16 protein-coding genes are annotated in these 21,502 nt (G+C 39.9%); 12 read left to right on the top strand and 4 right to left on the bottom strand.

All coding sequences use genetic code 11. The features are described 5' to 3' along the window. Window positions 1–96 precede the first annotated feature (96 nt). From ESA94_RS15410 to ESA94_RS15400, 3 genes are all read left to right on the top strand, one after another. Window positions 97–3,048: a ligand-binding sensor domain-containing protein gene (locus ESA94_RS15410; RefSeq protein WP_164972760.1), complete on the top strand. Its 2,952-nt coding sequence runs from the start codon at window positions 97–99 to the stop codon at window positions 3,046–3,048. Between the two features lie 10 nt (window positions 3,049–3,058). Further along, on the top strand, window positions 3,059–3,829 hold the full coding sequence (locus ESA94_RS15405) for a LytR/AlgR family response regulator transcription factor (protein ID WP_129131832.1): 771 nt from the start codon (window positions 3,059–3,061) through the stop codon (window positions 3,827–3,829). A gap of 134 nt (window positions 3,830–3,963) precedes the next feature. Continuing rightward, window positions 3,964–4,734, top strand: a complete 771-nt coding sequence (locus ESA94_RS15400; RefSeq protein ID WP_129131831.1) for a hypothetical protein — start codon at window positions 3,964–3,966, stop codon at window positions 4,732–4,734. A gap of 66 nt (window positions 4,735–4,800) precedes the next feature. On the opposite strand, the gene ESA94_RS15395 is transcribed toward ESA94_RS15400, so the two are convergent. Further along, window positions 4,801–5,730, bottom strand: a complete 930-nt coding sequence (locus ESA94_RS15395) for a T9SS type A sorting domain-containing protein (RefSeq protein WP_164972759.1) — start codon at window positions 5,728–5,730, stop codon at window positions 4,801–4,803. Between the two features lie 58 nt (window positions 5,731–5,788). Further along, window positions 5,789–6,739, bottom strand: coding sequence for a hypothetical protein (locus tag ESA94_RS15390; RefSeq protein ID WP_129131829.1), 951 nt, complete (start codon window positions 6,737–6,739; stop codon window positions 5,789–5,791). A gap of 250 nt (window positions 6,740–6,989) precedes the next feature. Between ESA94_RS15390 and ESA94_RS15385 the strand changes: the two genes are divergently transcribed. The 7 genes from ESA94_RS15385 to ESA94_RS15355 all read left to right on the top strand — a co-directional run bounded on the left by ESA94_RS15385 (window position 6,990) and on the right by ESA94_RS15355 (window position 13,599). After that, window positions 6,990–7,301 carry a hypothetical protein gene (locus ESA94_RS15385; RefSeq protein WP_129131828.1) on the top strand — a complete coding sequence of 104 codons (312 nt, stop codon included), beginning with the start codon at window positions 6,990–6,992 and terminating at the stop codon, window positions 7,299–7,301. Window positions 7,302–7,318: 17 nt separating this feature from the next. Then, window positions 7,319–7,744, top strand: a complete 426-nt coding sequence (locus ESA94_RS15380) for a globin domain-containing protein (RefSeq protein ID WP_129131827.1) — start codon at window positions 7,319–7,321, stop codon at window positions 7,742–7,744. Window positions 7,745–7,890: 146 nt separating this feature from the next. Next, window positions 7,891–8,292 carry a globin domain-containing protein gene (locus tag ESA94_RS15375; RefSeq protein WP_129131826.1) on the top strand — a complete coding sequence of 134 codons (402 nt, stop codon included), beginning with the start codon at window positions 7,891–7,893 and terminating at the stop codon, window positions 8,290–8,292. A gap of 214 nt (window positions 8,293–8,506) precedes the next feature. Continuing rightward, the gene (locus ESA94_RS15370) at window positions 8,507–8,917 is read left to right on the top strand and encodes a hypothetical protein (protein WP_129131825.1); all 411 of its coding nucleotides are present in this window, start codon (window positions 8,507–8,509) and stop codon (window positions 8,915–8,917) included. 18 nt (window positions 8,918–8,935) lie between these two features. Next, complete coding sequence (locus tag ESA94_RS15365) at window positions 8,936–9,691, top strand: DUF4595 domain-containing protein (protein WP_129131824.1); 756 nt, start codon at window positions 8,936–8,938, stop codon at window positions 9,689–9,691. A 110-nt stretch (window positions 9,692–9,801) separates the two neighbouring features. Further along, window positions 9,802–12,807 carry a ligand-binding sensor domain-containing protein gene (locus ESA94_RS15360; RefSeq protein ID WP_129131823.1) on the top strand — a complete coding sequence of 1,002 codons (3,006 nt, stop codon included), beginning with the start codon at window positions 9,802–9,804 and terminating at the stop codon, window positions 12,805–12,807. 21 nt (window positions 12,808–12,828) lie between these two features. Continuing rightward, entirely contained in the window at window positions 12,829–13,599 is a 771-nt protein-coding gene (locus tag ESA94_RS15355; RefSeq protein ID WP_129131822.1) for a LytR/AlgR family response regulator transcription factor, read from the top strand. A gap of 71 nt (window positions 13,600–13,670) precedes the next feature. Here the strand turns inward: ESA94_RS15355 and rpsG are convergent, their stop codons facing one another. Continuing rightward, entirely contained in the window at window positions 13,671–14,138 is a 468-nt protein-coding gene (rpsG, locus tag ESA94_RS15350; RefSeq protein ID WP_129131821.1) for a 30S ribosomal protein S7, read from the bottom strand. A gap of 38 nt (window positions 14,139–14,176) precedes the next feature. Beyond that, the gene (rpsL, locus tag ESA94_RS15345; RefSeq protein ID WP_129131820.1) at window positions 14,177–14,557 is read right to left on the bottom strand and encodes a 30S ribosomal protein S12; all 381 of its coding nucleotides are present in this window, start codon (window positions 14,555–14,557) and stop codon (window positions 14,177–14,179) included. Between the two features lie 276 nt (window positions 14,558–14,833). Between rpsL and ESA94_RS21785 the strand changes: the two genes are divergently transcribed. Beyond that, a complete protein-coding gene (locus ESA94_RS21785) occupies window positions 14,834–19,657 on the top strand; it encodes a PKD domain-containing protein (RefSeq protein ID WP_129131819.1) in 4,824 nt (1,607 codons plus the stop codon). Between the two features lie 536 nt (window positions 19,658–20,193). Beyond that, entirely contained in the window at window positions 20,194–21,045 is an 852-nt protein-coding gene (locus ESA94_RS15335; RefSeq protein WP_129131818.1) for a hypothetical protein, read from the top strand. Window positions 21,046–21,502 lie beyond the last annotated feature (457 nt).

Below are 21,502 nucleotides of genomic sequence, written 5' to 3'. Positions count from 1 at the left end.
TGTATTGTTATGAGCATACCGAAACAACTTGTAAAACAACTGCTGATAGTTCTGTCGTTCTTCTGCTGCCTGTATGTGTCTGCACAACAGACCTCCTTGAATTTTCATAAGCTTGATCTGCAAAATGGTTTGCACGATGGTACTGCACGGTGTGTTGGTCAGGATAAGTTTGGTTTTATATGGATTGGTACAATTGCTGCTTTGAACAGGTTCGACGGAAAGACAGTAAAACAGTTTACCAATTTACCTGGCAATCCACAGTCTCCATACGGCAGCCAGCCACGTTGTATGCATTCAGATAAGAAAGGAAGATTCTGGATTGGCTGTGAAACCGGGTTAATGGAATATGATTTTAAAACTGCAGGCTTTCGAAAAATTGAAGCCTTTAAAAGTATTTTCATCACCAGTATTGCCAGTATTAACGATAGCATTCTTTTGGTTGGAACAAGAAAAGGATTGTTCAGGTATAACTATAACAGCAATACGGCATTTAATTATGCAGTGTCAAAAAATATGGCCGACTCTGCTTTGCAAAACAATGCTATCAATGATGTTTATTTTTCCAATAGCCGCTTGCTGTTAGGCACAAATAAAGGTTTGGTTATAATGGATGCTTTAACAGGCAAGTCGAATCTTGTTTCCATTCCTGCAATGGCAAACATGCCCGTTATATCCGTACGCCCCGATCATGCAGGAAATATTTGGATGACTACCTACAGTGAAATTAAATTGGTAAAGCTTAGTGCCGATCTTAAAAAACTTACGATCTACGATCAATACTCAACTGCTCAACTTAATACACAACCGTTGAATGTAATTGCTGTAATGGTTGATAATAAAGACAGAGTTTGGGTAATAACTGCCATTGATGGTTTAATGCAATACCAACCCTCAACCGATAGCTTTGTAAAACATTTGTATAACAGCAACTTTCCGTCAGGCCCATCCGGCAATACATATCGCAGCATTTTCCAGGACAATACCGGTATTATCTGGCTGGGTTGTGATGTTACCGGTGTTAATTATTTTGAACCGGATCAGAATTTGTTTACTGCCGTTTTTCCATTTCCCGACAGGCTCGATGAGCGTGCAAGACGTACAGGCAGAGCGGTAGCTGAAGACAAAGATGGCAACCTGTGGATGGGAAACCATGATGGTGTAACAAAATACAATATCAAAACAAAGAATTATTCTGTTTGGCGAAACGATGAAAACAAAACGCCTGTTATTGGTAATAACGTTGTGCGTTCTATGTTATGTGATGATGAGAATAATATCTGGATTGGTACAGCATCCGGCGTAAACTATTATGATCATGCAACGGGAAAGATGGAGATGGTTGATGAAAAAAAATTACCAGGTAGTTTTTATAACTCTATCAACAAAGACCGAAGTGGTAATATCTGGTTTTGTACAAACGATTCAGCATCGCTGTATTGGTATTCGCTTGCTGAAAAGAAATTTTACAACATCAGTGTTCATCCTCAACTAAAAAAATACAAAGGGTTTTCACCAACATCGTACGTATTGGAGGATAGTAAGAACAGACTATGGATCTCGTTTTCCCGAAAAGGTGTGGTCATGTTGAATAAACGAACTGGGCAAACAAAACACTATGTTGCTTCCGATACAATGAACAAAGGACTTATTGGCAACCAGGTGGTAGATATTAAAGAAGATAAGGATGGCGTGATTTGGGTAACCAGCTTCAATGGTATTACCGGTATTGATGTAGAACGCAACAGGTTTATTTCGTTTAATAATAAAAACGGATTGGCCGGTAATATGACGGCGCCACTTGTTGTTGACAGTCTCAACAGAGTTTGGGTTGGTGTAAATGGCGGAATGGCCATGCTGCACCCCGATAGAAAACGTCTGACAAATTTCACGATCAACGATGGACTCCCCTCCATTGGTTTTCCTGAGCATGCAGGTATTACGGCTGCCAATGGCGACATCATCTTACCATCGTACAATGGTTTTATACGTTTCGATCCATTAGCATATAAAGAAGAAACACAAAGTCTGCTTTTTTATATTTCGGGCTATTCCATTTTTGACAAGTCATATAATTCAATAAAAGAAGGTGATGAAGATCCTGTGTTGAAGTTAAAGCCGCATGAAAATTCATTTACATTCAATCTTGTTGCATTGAATTATCGTAGCCCCTCACAAACATGGTTTGCTTACAAGCTCGACGGATTTGAAAAAGAATGGCATTATACACAAGATCCCAAAGCTGTTTATACCAACGTGCCGGGTGCTGAATACACTTTTTTATATAAGGCCATGGTTGGCAATGGTAACTGGGATAAAGTAGTTGCCAAAACAGTTTCCATTAAACTGGCAACTGTTTTTTATAAAACAAATCTCTTCAGGATAGCATTGTTATTATTGATCGCCTCTTTTTTCTATGCGCTGTATAAATATCGTACAAAGCAGCAGCGCCAATTGTACCAGCTGAAAAGCAAAGCCCAGTTGCTGGAGAAAGAAAAAACAATGGTGATGTATGAAAGCCTGAAACAGCAATTGAATCCGCACTTCCTCTTTAATTCGCTTACTTCTTTATCGGGTCTTATTGAAACTAATCAGCAGGTGGCAGGCGATTTTCTTGAGCAGATGTCGGGCATATACAGGTATATTTTAAAGAATGGTGATACCGAAACCGTGTTTCTGAAAGATGAAATTGAGTTTGTGCAACTCTATATTAACATGCAGCAAACAAGATTTAAAAAAGGGTTGCAGATAAATATGAATGTGCCGGACGAATATTTTCATTATAAGATCGCACCGGTTACACTGCAGAATCTTATTGAAAACGCCATCAAGCATAATGTTATTGATGTAACCACCCCGCTTGTGATCAATATTTTTATTGAAGACGATTATGTTGTTGTAAAAAACAATTTGCAGTTGAAGCATGTGGTAGAAACGTCGAATAAAAAAGGGCTGGCACAGTTTACAACACTTTACCGCTACCTGAGCAATTTGCCCGTGGTGATTGAAGAAACAGATAATTATTTCCTGATAAAAGTTCCTCTTATTTAAAAATAAAATTATGAAAGCAGTAATAATTGAAGATGAAGAGATCATTGCCAATGTACTGGAGAACAAGATTAAAAAAGTTGCGCCAGATGTGGAAATAACGCAGGTGCTTTCGAGTTTGAAAACTGCACGTAAATGGCTTGGTGAAAATGCTGAGCCCGATCTTTTATTTATGGACATACAATTGAGCGATGGCGTAAGCTTTGATATCTTCAATGATTTTAGTCTTACCTGTCCCGTGATTTTTACCACGGCTTATGATGAGTATGCCATCCGTGCATTTAAAGTAAACAGTGTTGATTATTTGCTGAAGCCTGTAAAGGAGAAGGAATTGGCAGATGCAATTGAGAAATGCAGAAAACTCCGGAAGAAAAATGAAAAGCCTGCAGCTGATTTTGCTGCACTGCTTCAGTCAATTGCCAACCCGTCAGCTGCATCAAAATACAAAGAGAAATTTATTGTGAATGTGCGTAATCAATGGATGCCTATTAATGCAAGTGATATTGCCTGTTTTTCGAAAGAAGTGCTGAATTACATTTACCTGCTTAATGGCGAGAAATACATCATTGATTATGTAACACTGGAAGAAGTGGAAGAACTGCTCGATCCTCACCTGTTTTACCGGGCAAACAGGCAGTTCATCATCAACATCGAATCTATTCAATCAGTAAAGCCGGTTGAAAATTCAAAGCTTATCATTAAGCTAAAAGAACCCAATCATAAACTGGAAATTGATATGAGCCGGTTGAAAAGCCCGGAATTTAAAAAATGGCTGGACAGATAAAACTCTTTGTTGCTTCTTTTCATCACTTCACCACTTAGTTTATCCGTTTAAGCTAACTGCATTTTAAAGGCTGTCTGCGTGAGTGCATTTTTGTGCAGCAAAACAAAAAACACTCATCAATTAAAGCAAACGCAATGAAAGCACTACAAACAGTAACAGCAGTAATTCTTTTCCTGCTTACAATTACATCATGCAGGAAAGACGTAACTGTAACTCCATCACTTGTTAATCCGAAAGCAGGGAAAAAATTTGTTCAGGTAGATTATATGTATGATAACGTATTGGACGATGTTTCTAAGTACACATATGATAATAGCGGAAGGATCAGTTCATGCATTGAGCCTGACTACAGTTATTTTTTCGAGTACCAATCAGCCACCAAGCTTATGGTTACCAAAAAAAGTAACAGTGACAACAGTATTGCACGTACCATAGAAGCAACCTTGAACGAAAAAGGATTTATTACTTCCATTATCACAAAAGATAAAAGCGGAGTCGTGCTTGAAAATACCAGCATCACTTACGATGGCGAAGGATACCTTGTTAAACATTCTACACAGGCATACGGCGGCTCCTATGGTCGTGAGTATGTGATCGAAAACGGGAAGTTGATTTCTGGCAAGAAATTTAATAACGGAGCACAAACCGGTTCAATGGTTTACACTGTTGATGCATCAAAGGAAAATAAGCAACATTTTACAGCCTGGGGTTATTGGCATTCACATAACTTATTTGGCAAGCCGTTGAAATATTTGCCCATAGAGGAAAAAGAATTCAATGCTGCTGGAGTGCTTACCTGGCATTCAAAAGATAGTTACGAACGTGATGCTGATGGTGATGTAACCAAGATAATCACACAGTTTGTTTCCGATGGTACAACAGGGGTAACAACGTACAAGTATTAAGTTGGAGCTACAATTTTTTAAAAGAAACAGCCATCTTCTGAACGATGGCTGTTTCTTTTACGTCAATTACTGCACAATTACTTTTTGAACTAAACCTCCATCACTTGAAAGTTTTAAGATGTACGTGCCCGGCGTTAGCCCGTTGATGGTAACAGGTATCTGATCGTTTACCAATACCGATTTTACCAGCCGTCCATTAACATCAAACAACTGCACTGTTTCCTGTTTTGCAATTCCCTGCACAACAACATTAAAGTTGCCAACTGCAGGTATGGGCCATGCTTTCAGTACAACCAGTTTTGCATTACTGCCGTTTACTAATCGAACAACCGAGTAAAAAAATTTACCATCAATATCTTCCTGTTTTAAACGATAGTAAGTTTTACCTGCATAACTGTTGGTATCAATATGCATGTAGTTTAACGGTAATGATGAGTTGCCATTTGCTGCTGCTGATGGAACAAAGCCAAGTTGTGCAAACTTTGTTTCGTTTTCTTTCTTACGCTCAATAGAAAAGCCTTTGTTGTCGATTTCCTGCACCGTTTTCCAATCGAGCTGCACATTGCTGTTGCTGATGCGTTTGGCGTTAAATTCCAAACCAACTACAGGCAGCGGCCCTTCAAGATTATTGTAAGGTTGCAAAATTCCCTGCGTTACTATTGCGTTGGTTTGCTGGTATGATTTGCTCGCCATTTCTCCTAAAGTAAACTCCAAAAGGATGCCTGCATTTTTATTGATAAATGTTGTGCCAGCATTATCAATTCCGCTTCCTGTATTAAGCACAACGTTATTGAACGGAGGCAATACCGAAGTGATCCCTGCATCTGGCTGCAAAAAATCCTGTGTGTACATTGTGCCGGGTGTAGTAATCGTTGACACAACCAATCCTCCCAATGCATCTTCTAATACAATGCTGCCTGCAGATTTACTATTGCCTCCGCTATTGATCACCTGCGGTGTTAACTGCTGCGCTTTTACCTGGAGTACCAGCATCATAAAGGCTATAGCAGTTTTTATTTTTGTAAGCATAGTGTATGTGCTAATGAGTAAATAATTATTGATAGATCATGATATAACCACTGAGCCAGTCGTTGTTATTTAATGTAAGCGATGTATTGTTCCTTATGGCAAACCCTATTTTATAAGTACCGGGTGTTGTTAAGGTTACGCTGCTGGAAGCAGAAAAGGGCACTCTTAAATTGGCAATGTTTGCAGCCGGAAAATTTCCCGGGTTAAAAATTGTAACAATCCCGCCTGCACCTGAAGTTAGCTGGTAGGCAGGCATTATTGATACATCTAAAGCTGTTTGTCCTGTGTTGCTATGACCAAGTGTCGCAGTTGCACTGGCAACAATAGTGGTTGGTTTGGTAATTGTAATTGTTGTTGTTGTATTTCCAGAAGATGGGAAAAAAGCCCATTGTGCAGAAGGTACAATAGGTGCAATAAATCCTGCAAGGTTTGTAATTGTTGGAGCGCTGGAGGAAGCAGTTGCAGCAACCCCGGGCTTCCATCGATTTTCAGCAGCATTCCATAGCATCACATCTCCGTTATTTGGTGCAGTTACATCATCAACATATCGTCCGCCAAGATTCACTGCATCAATTGATTTTTTTGCAGCGTATGCATAAGGCACAGTCGCTAATGTTTGCGTACCCATTTCAGTAAACACACCACTGTTGTTTACATCCAGCTCAACTTTCAGCATAATAGCAGGTGTGTTATTGAGCCAATAGATAGCAGCAAAATCGCCGCTTGCACTTGTTGCACCTGCACTTCCAATTTGTACATTGAACAACCCGAGTGCATTGGTGGTTACATTTCTTGTTTCGCTGTATAAGGTTGTTGTACCACGTACAAAGCTTAACCGCACTTTTATTGATTGGTTTGCCAATGCTTGTCCGCTGGTATTGCGGGCCACTGCCTGGTAATTAATAGCATCGGGTATTTGCGCATGTACGGTTAAGGCAAAGAAAAGCATGAGCAATACAAAGTTTAACTGTTTCATTTTACTTGATTTTTTTTGTAAGTGTTTTGATTAACGAGTCAAAATTTGCAAACGAACACCGCAGTTAAAAAAATGAATGAATGTGAAGGGCTTAGTTTGAAATGAAACGTGGTTGAATTGAAACAAACCGTTATATCTCTTCTTTCGCTTTTTCCCCACTTACACTTCAGTTCAAATTCCATACGCTTCGGTTGGATAAATTTTTAAACCGCTTCATTACAACTGAATATTTGCATGTAAAACCGGGGATATGTTGCTACAATGGATAAACAGGATGGTAAAGAAAAGTAACCGCCGTACGCTGTATGAGCAGTTGCAATGGCAGCGCTTCCTGTTACGCACAGGTGTACCGGCAACAGCACAGATACTGGATATGGTGGAAGAGCAGGATGAGTTGTTAGGTTATGTACAGCTGCGTATGTGGGTGATGTTGAAAATAAAAGGAGTAATTGTTTATCGCCACATGCAAACACTGCTCAACAAAAAACAAAAGCCGGGCATTGGCGATACCATCCATATCCGCTATTGTCCCGATGATCTTTCAAGAATATTAATTGTATAACCATAAAAAAACATCGTATGACACAAAGTGATATTCAACTGGTAAAGTATTCATGGTCGGTTGTTGAGCGTATTGATCCTGTAGTGGCAGGTGGCATCTTTTATAAGCGCCTGCTTGATACTGCGCCGCATCTGCGTCCCATGTTCCGTGAGCCAATTCCCATGCAATCGAAAAAACTCATGACCATGATCGGTTATGTGATTAATCGTCTTGACAAGCTGGATACGATCCTCACCGATATTAAACAGCTGGCACAACGCCATGTGCAATATGGTGTAAAGGAAGAACATTACGCTATTGTTGGCAGTGCGTTGTTATGGACACTGGAGCAGGCGTTGGCAGCTTTGTGGACGGTGGAAGTAAAAGAAGCATGGACAGCCTGTTACCAGTTACTTTCTTCTGCTATGATTGATGCAGTAGCGGAAACCCCTCAACGAGCATAGTTGGTTCTCTTGGTACAGATAAAGCAGCTCCGCCTCAGGCGGGGCTTTTTACGTTTCAATATAGATTTACCACACTTCGGGTAGTTTTTCTTTTTTGCAACGAGCAGATTATGGAACTTTAATTAACGTTAAATGAATTGTTACTGATGACGCAGGAGGAAATTTTGCTGGTGAAAAGATCGTGGCGGCTGTTCAGGGATGTAAATCCTGTTATAGTGGGCGATACCTTTTATGGGAAACTGTTTACTGATCATCCGGGGGTGCGGAAAATGTTTCCCAAAGACATGAATCTGCAATACCAGAAACTGATGGATATGATCAGCACCATTGTTGCAAGGCTCGACCATTTGGATGAACTGACAGATGACATTGCAGCTATGTCGAGACGCCATGTAGCCTATGGTGTAAAACCGGAGCAATATAAAATTGTGGGCGATGCTTTGTTGTGGACATTGGAACAGGGTCTTGGGCGTGATTATACACCCGATGTAAAACAAGCCTGGGTAAAATGTTATACTATTCTTTCCGATGTTATGATCAACGCATAGGAAAACTGATCGATCAAAAACACATGACAGCCTCATGCAACAGCATGGGGCTTTTTTATTTTCAGTCAACTATCAATTGGTTCATTAAAGAACTGACCCGCTTCATTTCAAACCAAAGCACACTCATCTGCTTAAACTTTTTTCAGCTGCTGCTACTTTTCAATTTTGTGCTGTTAACAAAATAAAAAACACACAACGTTAAACATTATCAGTCATGAAAAAAGTAATTGTATTGCTTGCGGTAATTGTTGCTGCAGCATCCTGCAAAAAAGAAAAACAACCTGCACCTGAAAGTCCGAATGCCATGGTAAAAGGCTACTGGATTGGCAAACTGGGAACCGACGCTTCAAACTACATCAACGATTTCAGTATTCTTTTTAAAGAAGATGGCACGCTTCGTATTTACGGGCTTGTATTGGGAACAGATACGACCAATGTTGACAAGTTTGATGGCACCTATGCTCTTACGCCAGATAAAAAAGGGCTTGATCTTTCTTACAATCATAAGGGACAGTACACAGCTACATTATCAGGCGGCTTCCTTAACGAAAACAAACAGATCAAAGGAGTGTGGGTTGTGAACGGAACTGCAAACCAGGGCGCCTTCTATTTAAATAAACAATAATCAACTAAAGAAAAACACATGAAACATTTTATCATTTTGCTTGCAGCAGTAATTGCTTTTGCAAGCTGCAAAAAAGATAATCAAAGTAACCCAGTTGAGAAAGTATCAAAACAAATGACATCTTTCAAGATTACTCATAGTGATGGAAAAGCCAGAACAAACACTTATAGTTTCGATGACCAGAACAGGATCATAGTCGATGCTTACGAAAATGGAAAGACAACCTATAGTTATCCTGAAAAAAACAAAATCATTGAACAGGATTATTTTAATAATGCTCCTACCACAAGCAAGGTTTTTGAACTGGACGAAAGAGGTTTGGTTGTGAAAGGATGGGAAAAAAATGCAGCAGGAACGATAGTTGCTGAACTGGCTTACGAGTATGATAAAAACAATTACATGGTTAAATACACATACTCACGACCAAATTATTTGTACGAGGCCTTTTACACTATTGAAAACGATCGCTTGCTATCAGTTAAGAAGTATCTGAATAACGCAATTGATGGCCATTACGCTATGATGTACGATAACGCAATGCCATACAAAGGCGATCCTATGTATTGGACATTGCCTCATGCTACTGTCTTTGGTCGGCGAAGTGCCTGGTTGCCTTCAGGTGAAAAAGGATACTCAGCCACCAATGTGCTGCTGTATGACCTCCGCTATAACTGGACCTTTGATAAAGATGGTTATCCCGTTCAGCGAGAGGTTAAGGACTTAATGGATCCGACTTACTTCTTTAAGATCGAATATGGATATAAACAACTTTAACATTGAATGAAACAAACGCCTCATTTGAAATTTACCACGCTTCGTTAGAAAACAACACTGCCCCGCTGTTCATATTTTGAGCAGCGGGGTTTTGTTATTAATTTCCACCCATGCAGTATGGCAGGCATATCATTCTTCTTGTGCTTTTGTTTTGTTGTTTGCAGTCTCGTACACAAAAAGCGCCATTCAACTTTCATCATCTTACCGTAAATGATGGATTGAACGATGGCATCATCAATGCCATTGTGCAGGATAAGTATGGATATATGTGGTTTGCTTCTTACGGCGCATTGAACCGTTATAACGGCAGCAGCATTCGCAAATTCCTGCATACAGAAAATGATACTACCTCGCCACCTGGAGGAATTTCCTATGCGATGTTTTGCAGCAGCGAAGGTCGTTTGTGGATCGGGTACGATGATGGGCTTGTTGAATACAATTATGCTGCGGATCATTTTCAGTTGCAGCAATCAACAAAAAAACTTCGCATCAACAGCATTACGGAAATAGGTAAAACACAATTGCTTCTGCTTACTGCCAAAGGAGCGTTTGTGTACAGCACAACCGAAAAAAAACTTTCTCCTTTTACAGCAGCTAACAACAAAGAACTATTTAAGCAGCACTATCCACTCAGCCTTTACAAAAAAGGCAAGCAGTTACTAATGGGCAGTTATGGTGGCTATATTTTGTATGATCTTGAAAGCAGGCAGGCAACCTTTCATACTGTTCCTGTTTTTGCTGGTTTGGGTGCAGACAGGGTCATGATGGATGAGCGTGGAGATATTTGGCTCAGCAATGTGTTCAATTTTAAACTGCTGAAAGTTACGCCGTCAACAGATACAGTTGTGGCGATCGATCAGCTGCCTTCCATCAGGGAACTGAAAGTGCAGATGAGCTTTTTGAATTTTGTTGCCGATGCCAATCACAATGTGTGGATCGTTACTTCATTAAAAGGATTGATCCAGTACAATATTGTTTCAGGTGAACTGCGGTTTCATCAACACCAACCTTTTGTGCCCGGTAGCATTGCAGTAAATATTCTCCGCACTATTTACAAAGCACCCGATGGTAATATCTGGATCAGTATGCTGGGTGGTGTTGATTATTTTAATCCATCGCAAACATTGTTCTCTGTTGTATATCCTTTTCCGAATGCAGATGCCAATTTGCTGGCAAGAGGTTTTTCTGAAGATGACGATGGAAACTATTGGTTTACTACAGGCGATGGTATTTCACAATACAACACATCTACAAAAAAATATAAAGTTTGGCGTAACGAAACCGGTAAGCCCGATCAACTGTATTATAATTCTGTTCGTGCTGTTCTTGCAGATAGTGATGTGGTATGGATCGCAACGGGTAAAGGTGTCAATCGGTACAACAGGATCACCGGTAAAATGGAATTCTTAACAAGCAAAGACTCATTACCGCAGGGATTTTATTTAAACATTAATAAAGACAAAAGCGGTAACGTATGGTTTGGTACAAATCAGAACGATGGCTTGTATTATTATGCAGTTGCCGATAAAAAGATCCACAGCATTGCAACACATCCTGTTTTAAAAAAATACAAAGGCTACAGCATTCGCACTGTATTTGAAGACAGTAAACAAAGGTTGTGGATCGGGTTTGGTGGCGAGGGTGTGGCTATGTACGATCCGCAACAGCAAACAACTCGTGAATGGATCTTTGGTAAGAAAGAAGAAAAGAATTCAAATGCTAATCTTACGATTGATATTAAGGAAGATAAAAAGGGAGTCATCTGGATCAGCAGCTTTCATGGTTTGCGTGGAATTGATCTGCAACAAAAACAGGAGTATTGGTTTACGGCAAAAGATGGTCTTCGTTCAAATCTTGTAATGGGTATAGCGGTTGATGCAAGAGATCGCCTATGGTTAAGCAGCTCAGCAGGATTGATGATGTTCGACAGCAGCCGTAAGTTCTTCTCTTATTTTGATGAATCGTTTGGGTTGCCTGCGATGGAATTTCCGGAGCATCCTGCACATGTTACAAGAGATGGTCGCATGGTTTTTCCTTCGGTAAAAGGTTATATCTTTTTTGATCCGTTGAATTATACCGAAGGAAAAAAAGCAGCACAAACTTATGTGGCATCGGTAGAAGTATTCGGCAAACCATTTCACACAACACAGAATTTTGCTGAATGTAAAAGCCTGCACTTTCATTCAAACGAAAACTTTTTTACGCTTGAACTTGAATCTCTGAATTATGATAATCCCGGCCAGGCATGGTATGCCTACAAACTGGATGGATTGGAAAAGGAGTGGCATTACACGCAGGACCCCAAAGCAGTTTATACCAATGTTCCCGGAGGCAGTTATACATTCCGTTTTAAATCGACCATTAACGCCAACAACTGGAATACGGAAGAGAAAAGTATTCTGATAAAAGTAGATACTGTGTTTTACAAAGCCACCTGGTTCTGGTTACTGATCGCAGCAGCAGTTGCAGGTTTGCTGTATGGTTTTTATCGGTACCGTATCCGTCAGCAGGAACAATTGCATAACCTGCAAAGCAAAGCACAGTTGCTGGAAAAAGAAAAAGCACTGGTGATGTATGAAAGTTTAAAGCAGCAACTGAATCCGCATTTTCTGTTTAACTCGTTAACCTCGCTCAACAGTTTAATACAGGGTGCTGATAAAAAAACGGCGGCTGGTTTTCTTGATAGTCTCAGCAAGACCTATCGTTATATTTTAAAAAGCAGGGATAGTGAAACCGTATCGCTTATTGATGAATTGAAGTTTGCAGAGAATTACGTAAAGCTGCAACGCATCCGATTCGAAAAAGGATTTGATGTGCTGTTTCATGTTCCGGAAGAATATCATCATCGCAAAATTGTTCCCGTTACATTACAGAACCTTATTGAGAACGCCATCAAACACAATATAATTGATGAAGACACGCCGTTAAAAGTGGAGATAGTTGTTGAGGATGATAGCATTGTTGTACGTAACAATCTGCAAAAGAAAAAATTTGTAGAGACGAGCAATAAACAGGGATTGGCCAACCTGCAATCACTTTATATGTACTTAAGCAACCGGCCTGTGGAAATAAAAGAAACAAACAGCACTTTCACCATCAGCATCCCACTATTGTAATCTGGATTTAAATAGCAGAACATGAAAGCAGTTATCATAGAAGACGAAAACCTCATTGCCAAAGAACTTCAGTACAAGATCAGTACTGTTGCTGACGATGTTCAGATACTGGATGTATTGACCAGTTTAAAAACCGCCAGGAAATGGTTTATGCAAAATGCAGAACCCGATCTGTTGTTTATGGATATTCAGCTGAGCGATGGTGTAAGCTTTGAACTGTTTGAGCATTTTAAACTTAACTGCCCGGTGATATTTACGACGGCTTATGATGAGTATGCCATCCGTGCATTTAAAGTAAACGGTATTGATTATTTGCTGAAGCCGGTTGACACGGATGAACTGCAAAAAGCCATTGACAAATGTCGTACGATGCTGCAGCAACAACCAAAACTTCCATCCAGCATGGAAGAGTTAATGAAGCTGTTGCAAAACCCTTTGCCTGCAACAACACTTTATAAAGAAAAATTTGTGGTGAGCGTTCGTAACAACTGGATTCCTGTGCTTACAAAAGACATTGCCTGTTTTGTAAGGGACAACCTTAACTATCTCTATACGTTCAGTGGCGAAAAATATATTCTTGATTATGTAACGCTTGAAGAAATTGAAGAACTGCTCGATCCTAAATACTTCTACCGGGCCAACAGGCAAAGCATTGTACATATCGATGCTATTCAAACTATCAAGCCACACGAAAACCAAAAACTCACCCTTACCTTAAAAGCTCCGCTAAAAATGGAACAGGATGTAAGCCGGGAAAAAGCACCGGCATTTAAGCGTTGGTTTGAGCGGTAAAGCGTAAAATCTATTTCAATAAAAAACCCATCAGTAAACTGATGGGTTCATTTATTTTAATGCAGATGCAATTAAGCTCTGAAGTGTGCAAACGCTTTGTTTGCTTCAGCCATACGGTGTGTGTCTTCTTTCTTTTTGAAAGCACCACCTTCGCCTTTGCTTGCGCTTACGATTTCGTTAGCTAACTTATCAGCCATGCTGCGACCGTTACGCTCACGGCTGTAACGAACCAGCCATTTGATGCTTAAGGAGATCTTTCTGTCGGCACGAACCTCAGAAGGAATCTGGAAAGTAGCACCACCAATACGGCGGCTACGTACTTCTACAGCAGGAGTAACGTTAGCTACAGCTTTTTTCCAAACTTCATAACCGTCTTCGCCGGTTGTTTTTGCAACCTTATCAATTGCATCGTAGAAGATGGTAAAAGCAGTGCTTTTTTTACCTTGCCACATTAGGTTATTTACAAAACGTGTTACCAGTGTGTCGTTAAACTTTGGATCTGGTGCCAGCGCTATCTTTTTAGGTTTCGTCTTCCTCATTGTACTGTTATTTTAAGACTCTTAAAAGAGCCGAAGGATTATTTTTTAGCTTTTTCTTTCTTGGTTCCGTATTTAGAACGGCTCTTCTTACGGTCTTTTACACCTGCAGTATCGAGCGAACCACGAACGATATGGTAACGTACACCCGGAAGATCCTTAACACGACCGCCACGCACCAATACGATTGAGTGCTCTTGCAGGTTGTGACCTTCACCAGGGATGTAGGCAATTACCTCCACTTTGTTGGTTAAACGCACTTTTGCTACTTTACGCAGAGCCGAGTTTGGCTTTTTAGGTGTAGTTGTGTACACACGTGTACAAACACCTCTGCGGAACGGGCATGCATCCAACGCACGGGATTTACTTTTTGCCCTGATGATTTCTCTTCCTTTTCTTACTAATTGTTGTATTGTAGGCATTCCTTACCTTATTATTTTTCGGACGGCAAAGGTAGGTGTACATATTTAAACTACAAAAAACTTTCGCAGTTTTCTGTTCACATCAATGTAAATAAGTAAACTTTTTTAAAAGACATTATTCCTCTTGGTTTTACGTTTATGAATATTATGAACGAAAAACCAGGCAGATTTAATAAGGCATTTCCTATAAAATATTGAAAATGAAAGCTATTTTTGTTTTCAAGCACAGCTTTACACCCAATATCACATTTTCGTTCAGAAAAGACCGAATACTATATGACAAAACTAAGGGCTGACGTAACACCGCCAAATACAGGCACAACCAGGAAGTTTTTTTTACTCTTTCTATTGGTTGTAGCCATTTCTTCCCAGGGCTGGAGCCAGCTGTCTGCCGCCTTTAAAGCAAGTCCAACCAGCGGATGTGCTCCCCTACTTGTAAGTTTTACTGATGAATCGACTGGCGGGCCAACCGGGTGGCGTTGGGATCTAGGGAATGGAACCATTTCAACCCAGCAAAACCCATCAACAACTTATCTTACTCCGGGAATTTATTCTGTAAAACTGATCATTACCAATGCTGCAGGTAAAGATTCGCTTATAAAAACAAACTATATCAACGTACTGCAACCTCCGCAGGTTGCTTTTTCCACTTCCACCAGTTCTGTTGGCTGCTTTCCGCTTCGGGTTCAGTTTACCGATAATTCCGTAGCTACCTCGGGAGGAACAATTACTTCCTGGGAATGGGATTTTGGCGACGGTACAACCAGCACCGCACAAAACCCGTATCATGTATATTATAGCAGCGGTAATTACAATGTTGCGCTGAAAGTAACAAACAGCAACGGTTGCTTCTCCTTATTAGTAAAACCTTCGTTTATACGGGTAACAACAGGGGTTAAAGCGGATTTCAGTGCCAGCTCGCCTGTTAACTGTAAGCCGCCGGAAGCAATTACGTTTACAAATTTAACCACGGGCCCGGGTACTGTTTCTTATAAATGGGACTTCGGTGATGGCGGCAATTCTACCAATACCAATCCTGTTCATACTTACACAACAGCAGGCACTTTTAGCGTACGGCTAATTGCTGAAAGTGATCAAGGCTGTATCGATACCATTGTCAAGAACAATCAAATGAGTATCGGCAATTTCAACTCCAACTTCAGCTTCAGAGACAGTGTTTGTATTGGCGATACAGTAAAGTTTACCAATCAATCGATACCGGTATCCAATTCAGTTACCTGGTATTTTGGCGATGGTACTACTTCAATTGCAGCCAACCCGATCAAGATTTTCAGCACAACAGGAACATACACGGTTAAGCTTGTAAATAATTATGGCAACTGTGTTGACTCTGCCATAAAAACAATCAACATCATTAACAATCCTGTACCTGCTATTGCTGTTAACGATTCTATTTCGTGCAAAGCGCCCTTTACTGTCAACTTCTCTAACAACACACCGGGAGTAAAACAATGGTTTTGGGATTTTGGCGATGGTACTACTTCAACTTTACAAAACCCCAGCCATACCTATACTGCCGAAGGAAATTACACCGTTCGTTTAAATATTACTTTATCGGCAGGATGTTCCGGTTCTTTAACAAAAACAGATTTCATCCGCATTAAAAAAACAGTGGTTGATATAGCGAATATGCCGGGAGGAGGATGTTACCCTTATACCTTTACACCAACACCCATTGTTACTTCTATTGATTCAGTTGTATCATGGCTTTGGGACTTTGGTGATGGAGGAACATCAACACAACAATTCCCCAGCCATCTTTATCCAAACCAAGGCAGTTATACTGTTCGGCTTACAGTTACAACAAGTTCGGGCTGTACAGAAACAATCAGCTATGTTAACGGTGTTAAAACAGGTACCAAACCAACAGCAAACTTTTCTGCCGCCCCATTAAGCAGTTGCGCCGGACAACCGGTTGTGTTCACCGATATGAGTACCGGATCGCCCGATCAATGGAGTTGGGACTTTGGCGATAACGGTACAAGCACAATGCAGAACCCATCGTACTCGTATACAAAAGCAGGGCCTATGACTGTAAGGCTTATTTCAATTAAAAACGGATGTCGTGATACCATTACCAAAACAAACTACATCAACATACTGCCGCCAATTGCAAACTTTACATTGAATTATAACTGTAACAGTACTTCTACCGTTTCCTTTGTAGACAATTCGGATGGCGCTGTAACTTATTTGTGGAATTTTGGCGACGGGAATACTTCTACTGCAAGTAATCCAACACATACTTATGCAGCGCCGGGTGTATATACAGCCACACTTACTGTTACAAACGGCAGCTGTACAAATTCAATCAGTCAGGCCGTAAACTTCTATAATCTATCCCCCACTATCACTACCGATCAGAATGCAAAATGCCGTTTACAATCATTTAATTTTTCGGCAGGCAATATTAATCCAGCCAATGTATCTGCTTGGTTTTGGGATTTAGGTGATGGTTCAACGAGAACAACTGCATCGTTCAGCTACGCTTATACAGCAACAGGAAACTATACTGTGAAGCTTGTTGTTACAGACATTAACGGATGTAAAGACAGCACTACAAAAGTGCTGAATGTATACGGTCCTGCTCCATCGTTTACGGCCTTGCCTAATCCGCAATGCGTAGGACAGGCTGTTACATTTACAAGTACAACTATTACAGACGGCATACATCCCATTACAAGTTATAACTGGCAATTTGGCGATGGTAATACATTAACAAGCCCCACTTCGCCAATACAACATACTTACACTGCTGCATCAACTTATTTTCCGAAATTGATCGTAACTGATTCTTATGGTTGTGTTGACAGTACTTTGGGAGGAACCATACTTGATATTTTTGAATCAAAGATCAATTTCTATGCTGTTGATACATTATCATGTCCCAACGGCTCTGTTCAATTCATCAACACATCATCGGGCAGTAACCTGACTTATACATGGGATTTTGGTGATGGTACTATTTCAACAGCAGTTAACCCAACACATAGTTATACTGCAACAGGCAAGTACACCGTAAAGCTCATCGGACGTGAAGCAATTGGCTGTATCGATTCAATTGTAAAAACAAATTACATAACTGTTGATGTTCCTAAAGCCGATTTTATTGCCAGCGATACGTTCACAATCTGTCCCCCTTTGCAGGTACAGTTCACAAACACATCTACATTTTATAAAACAGTATTGTGGGATTTTGGCGATGGTAATACATCAACAGCTGTTAACCCATCTTACTCCTATGCAATACCGAACGATTATATTGTTACATTAACTGTAACATCAGCAGGTGGTTGTACAGACAGAAAACAAATGCGTATTCGAGTGTTGTCAAATACTGTTGGTACGCTTACATACACCCCTATCTCCGGTTGTTTTCCAATGCAGGTAAACTTTGCTGTAACAGCTAACAACAACGTAAAATACCTCTGGGATTTTGGTGATGGTAATACATTGTTCACACCCGATTCAATTATCGGCTTTAATTATCAGTATCCGGGATTTTATGTTCCGAAAGTCATCTTACAGGATACACAAGGTTGCCTTACTCCGCTCATTGGTATTGATACCATTAAAATATTTGGTTCGAAACCCGATTTCAGTTTCGACAGAACAGTGCTTTGCGATAACGGTACTGTGCAGTTCAGAGATTCATCTGTAACAGCTGATATTGTAAGCAGCTATTTCTGGAATTTTGGCGATGGTACTACAAGCAACCTACGCAACCCATCACACGCCTATTCGGCTACCGGTTATTATGATGTTACACTTACCATTAATACGGTAAATGGTTGTTCCAATACCATAACCAAACCTCAGCTGATAAAAGTTGTATCAACACCGCAACCGATAATTAGCGGCACAACTACGTATTGCAGTCCGGCGTTGGTAAATCTAAATGGAAGTTTGGCGAACCCCGATACTTCCGCAATCAGCTGGACGTGGAAGATCGATAACAAAATCATCAACACACAAAATCTGTCGAATTTCTCCATCACAACAGCAGGAACATACCCTGCCTGGTTAATTACCAAAAACAGCAGTGGTTGTACCGACAGTACCTTAACTACAGTAACGGTTAATCAAACACCAACCATCGATGCAGGCAGAGACACCACTATTTGTCTTGGCAGCAGCTTTGTATTAAATCCATCAGGAGCATCAACTTATTTATGGAGCCCCGGAACTGATTTAAGTTGCACCAACTGTACCAATCCTGTGTCAACAGCAACAAACAATATTGTTTATTATGTTACAGGATCGTCTGCACAAGGTTGCCGCAACAGCGACTCGGTTGTAGTTCGTGTTCGCAAACCTTTTACAATGAGTATAAGTTCAGGCGATACTTTGTGTGTAGGCGAAAGCTTACGACTTACTGCTGCAGGGGCAGAACTTTATACATGGACTCCACCTGCAGGACTGAGCAGTACAACAGCAGCGAATCCGTTAGCAACACCAACAACAACCACTACCTACACAGTTACAGGAGCCGATACCGATAATTGCTTTACCGATACAAAAACAGTAACGGTATATGTTTACAATTATCCAACGGTTAATGCAGGCAACGATACGGTTATTATGGGAGGCACATCGGCACAACTGCTTGCAATTGGCTCACCCGATGTAACAGCTTACACATGGCCGCCATCAAATACTTTAAGTTGTACCACTTGTGCCAACCCTGTGGCATCGCCCAAAAACAATACTACTTATGCTGTTGAAGTAAGAAATATTGCAGGATGTAAAGCAACAGATAGTGTAACTGTATTGGTTGGTTGCCTGGCAGGCCGCATTTATATTCCAAATTCGTTTACACCAAATAACGATGGACGAAACGATCGCTTTTTTGTAATGGGTGATGGAGTAGATAAGATAAGACGCATTATTGTGTACGATCGCTGGGGTAAACCAGTTTATACAAGAGAAAATATACAAGGCAATAATCCTGCTGTTGGTTGGGATGGAACCATCAATGGCTATGAACAGGGTTCCGGTGTTTATACCTATATCACCGATGTTATTTGTGGTGATGGAGCCGTGTTTAGGTTACAGGGAACGATTACATTGATCAGATAAAAAAGAAAAGGCGACCAAATGGTCGTCTTTCTTTTGTTGTAGCGTTTACATTTATACTACGCTGAAAAGCACAGAGAAGAGTTTTATATTGATGATTGTACGCAACGTCCCCACTATCATAGTACAAACAATCGGCTGCTTTTATTGGGAGACGTTGCTGAGAAAAATAAACTTCTTCTTCGTAGTACGCAACGTCCCACGTTCATAATACAAACAATCGGTGCATCTATTGGGAGACGTTGCTGGGAATAAAAGTCATCGCTATTCCCGCCAATGTGTAAGAAAGCCAAAATCATCCACCTACGTTTCGTAATACCTGGCCGATGAATAATAGTTACTCTTCAGGTAACTTACATAGCCCTTGAATTCGTTGTTGGTGAAAAACACGCAACAACGGCTGTGGTACTTTTAATTTGACGGCAATACCAACATCGGCAAAGAGACGTTGCCACGAAGAAATTGATTTGGTGACTTTGCGATTTGAGCGATGTTACGTATAATAGCAGAAACATTCGCTTTCGACAACAATGAACAATATGAAAACATTTAATCCTGAGGAATTAATTAAAGCTATCGATAATATAGACATTATCAGAAATCTTCCTAATGAATACATTCATGAAAAAACTGTGTTAGGAATTGATATATACAAATACAGTCAATACCCATTAACAGAACAAGTTTATGTACCTGTTATTTTTGAAAAACTATATAAGATAACCGCTGCTAATGTTATTAAGCATGAAAATTTTCTTTTCAATAGCTATGGTAAAAAAATTAATGATTTTAAAGATAATTTCATTAGCACAGGGGATGGTGGGTTTCAAATATTTGACAACCCATTACAAGCACTTGTGTTTGCATTGTATTTTCAAGCCAATGTAAAAAGGTATAGTGCTGGTGGAAACGTAAATGATTTCCTAAAAAAACTACATTACATTGTGAATTCGATTGAGTTGAGGTATGCGATAACCCAAGATTTCATTTATTCATTTGAAAAGAATTTTTACGGCTCTGCAATAATAAATAATGCGAGGATTTTGTCACGAGATAGTTTAAATAGATTACTATTAGATTCAAAATCTATTAGCTGGTTCACAGATACTATTAATTCTGTTGAAAATTTAATGGATTTAGATCGAGAAACTTTCTTATTGACTACTTTTTTTAAAGATTATGATAAAACTAAAGAGTCTGTTCTGTTTGAAGATAGAGGATCATTTAAATCTGTTGATGTTTTAAAGATTGGTCAAATTGAGGCAAAAACCACTACTATTGATGTTTACAATTTATATGTTCAAGCGTTAATACGCCTAATAATTGAAAAACACGAGTACAATAATTTTTTAATCACTCTTGGCAACTTAAATACTTCAGGCATATCTTAAAAATGGCTAATGGTCGTGATGTATCTCGTTATTCAATACGCAAAGTTTGCCTTTGTTGGTGTTCCATTGCTAACATTCATTTGCTGGTCATTTGTATCACACGACCAACCACACATCCAATACTGTTGGTTGCTGAAAATGTAAAATACTTTCCTTCCCAGCAACGTCTCTCCTTGCAATTAGTTGCAATTTTATTACACAGTTTGGGAGGACGTTGCATGTAAGTAATTATTCATATTTAAGTCAATAAATCAAAGCTATTGGATTTTATTCTTCAATTTGCATATGACTTTGCCATTGTTAATGTTCTACTGCCCGCACCTATGTACTGTTCAACTTTACACCGCTGCCAGCCCTCGTTGTGTCTACCGATCAACCACAAATGCTATACTGTTTGTTACTGAAAATGTAAAATAATAAAAAGCCAAAATAAAAAGAGCGGCTCTTTTCAAAGCCG

Source organism: Lacibacter luteus (assembly GCF_004118265.1).
In the GTDB taxonomy this organism is placed as follows: domain Bacteria; phylum Bacteroidota; class Bacteroidia; order Chitinophagales; family Chitinophagaceae; genus Lacibacter; species Lacibacter luteus.
This window is presented reverse-complemented; position numbering and strand designations above follow the sequence as displayed.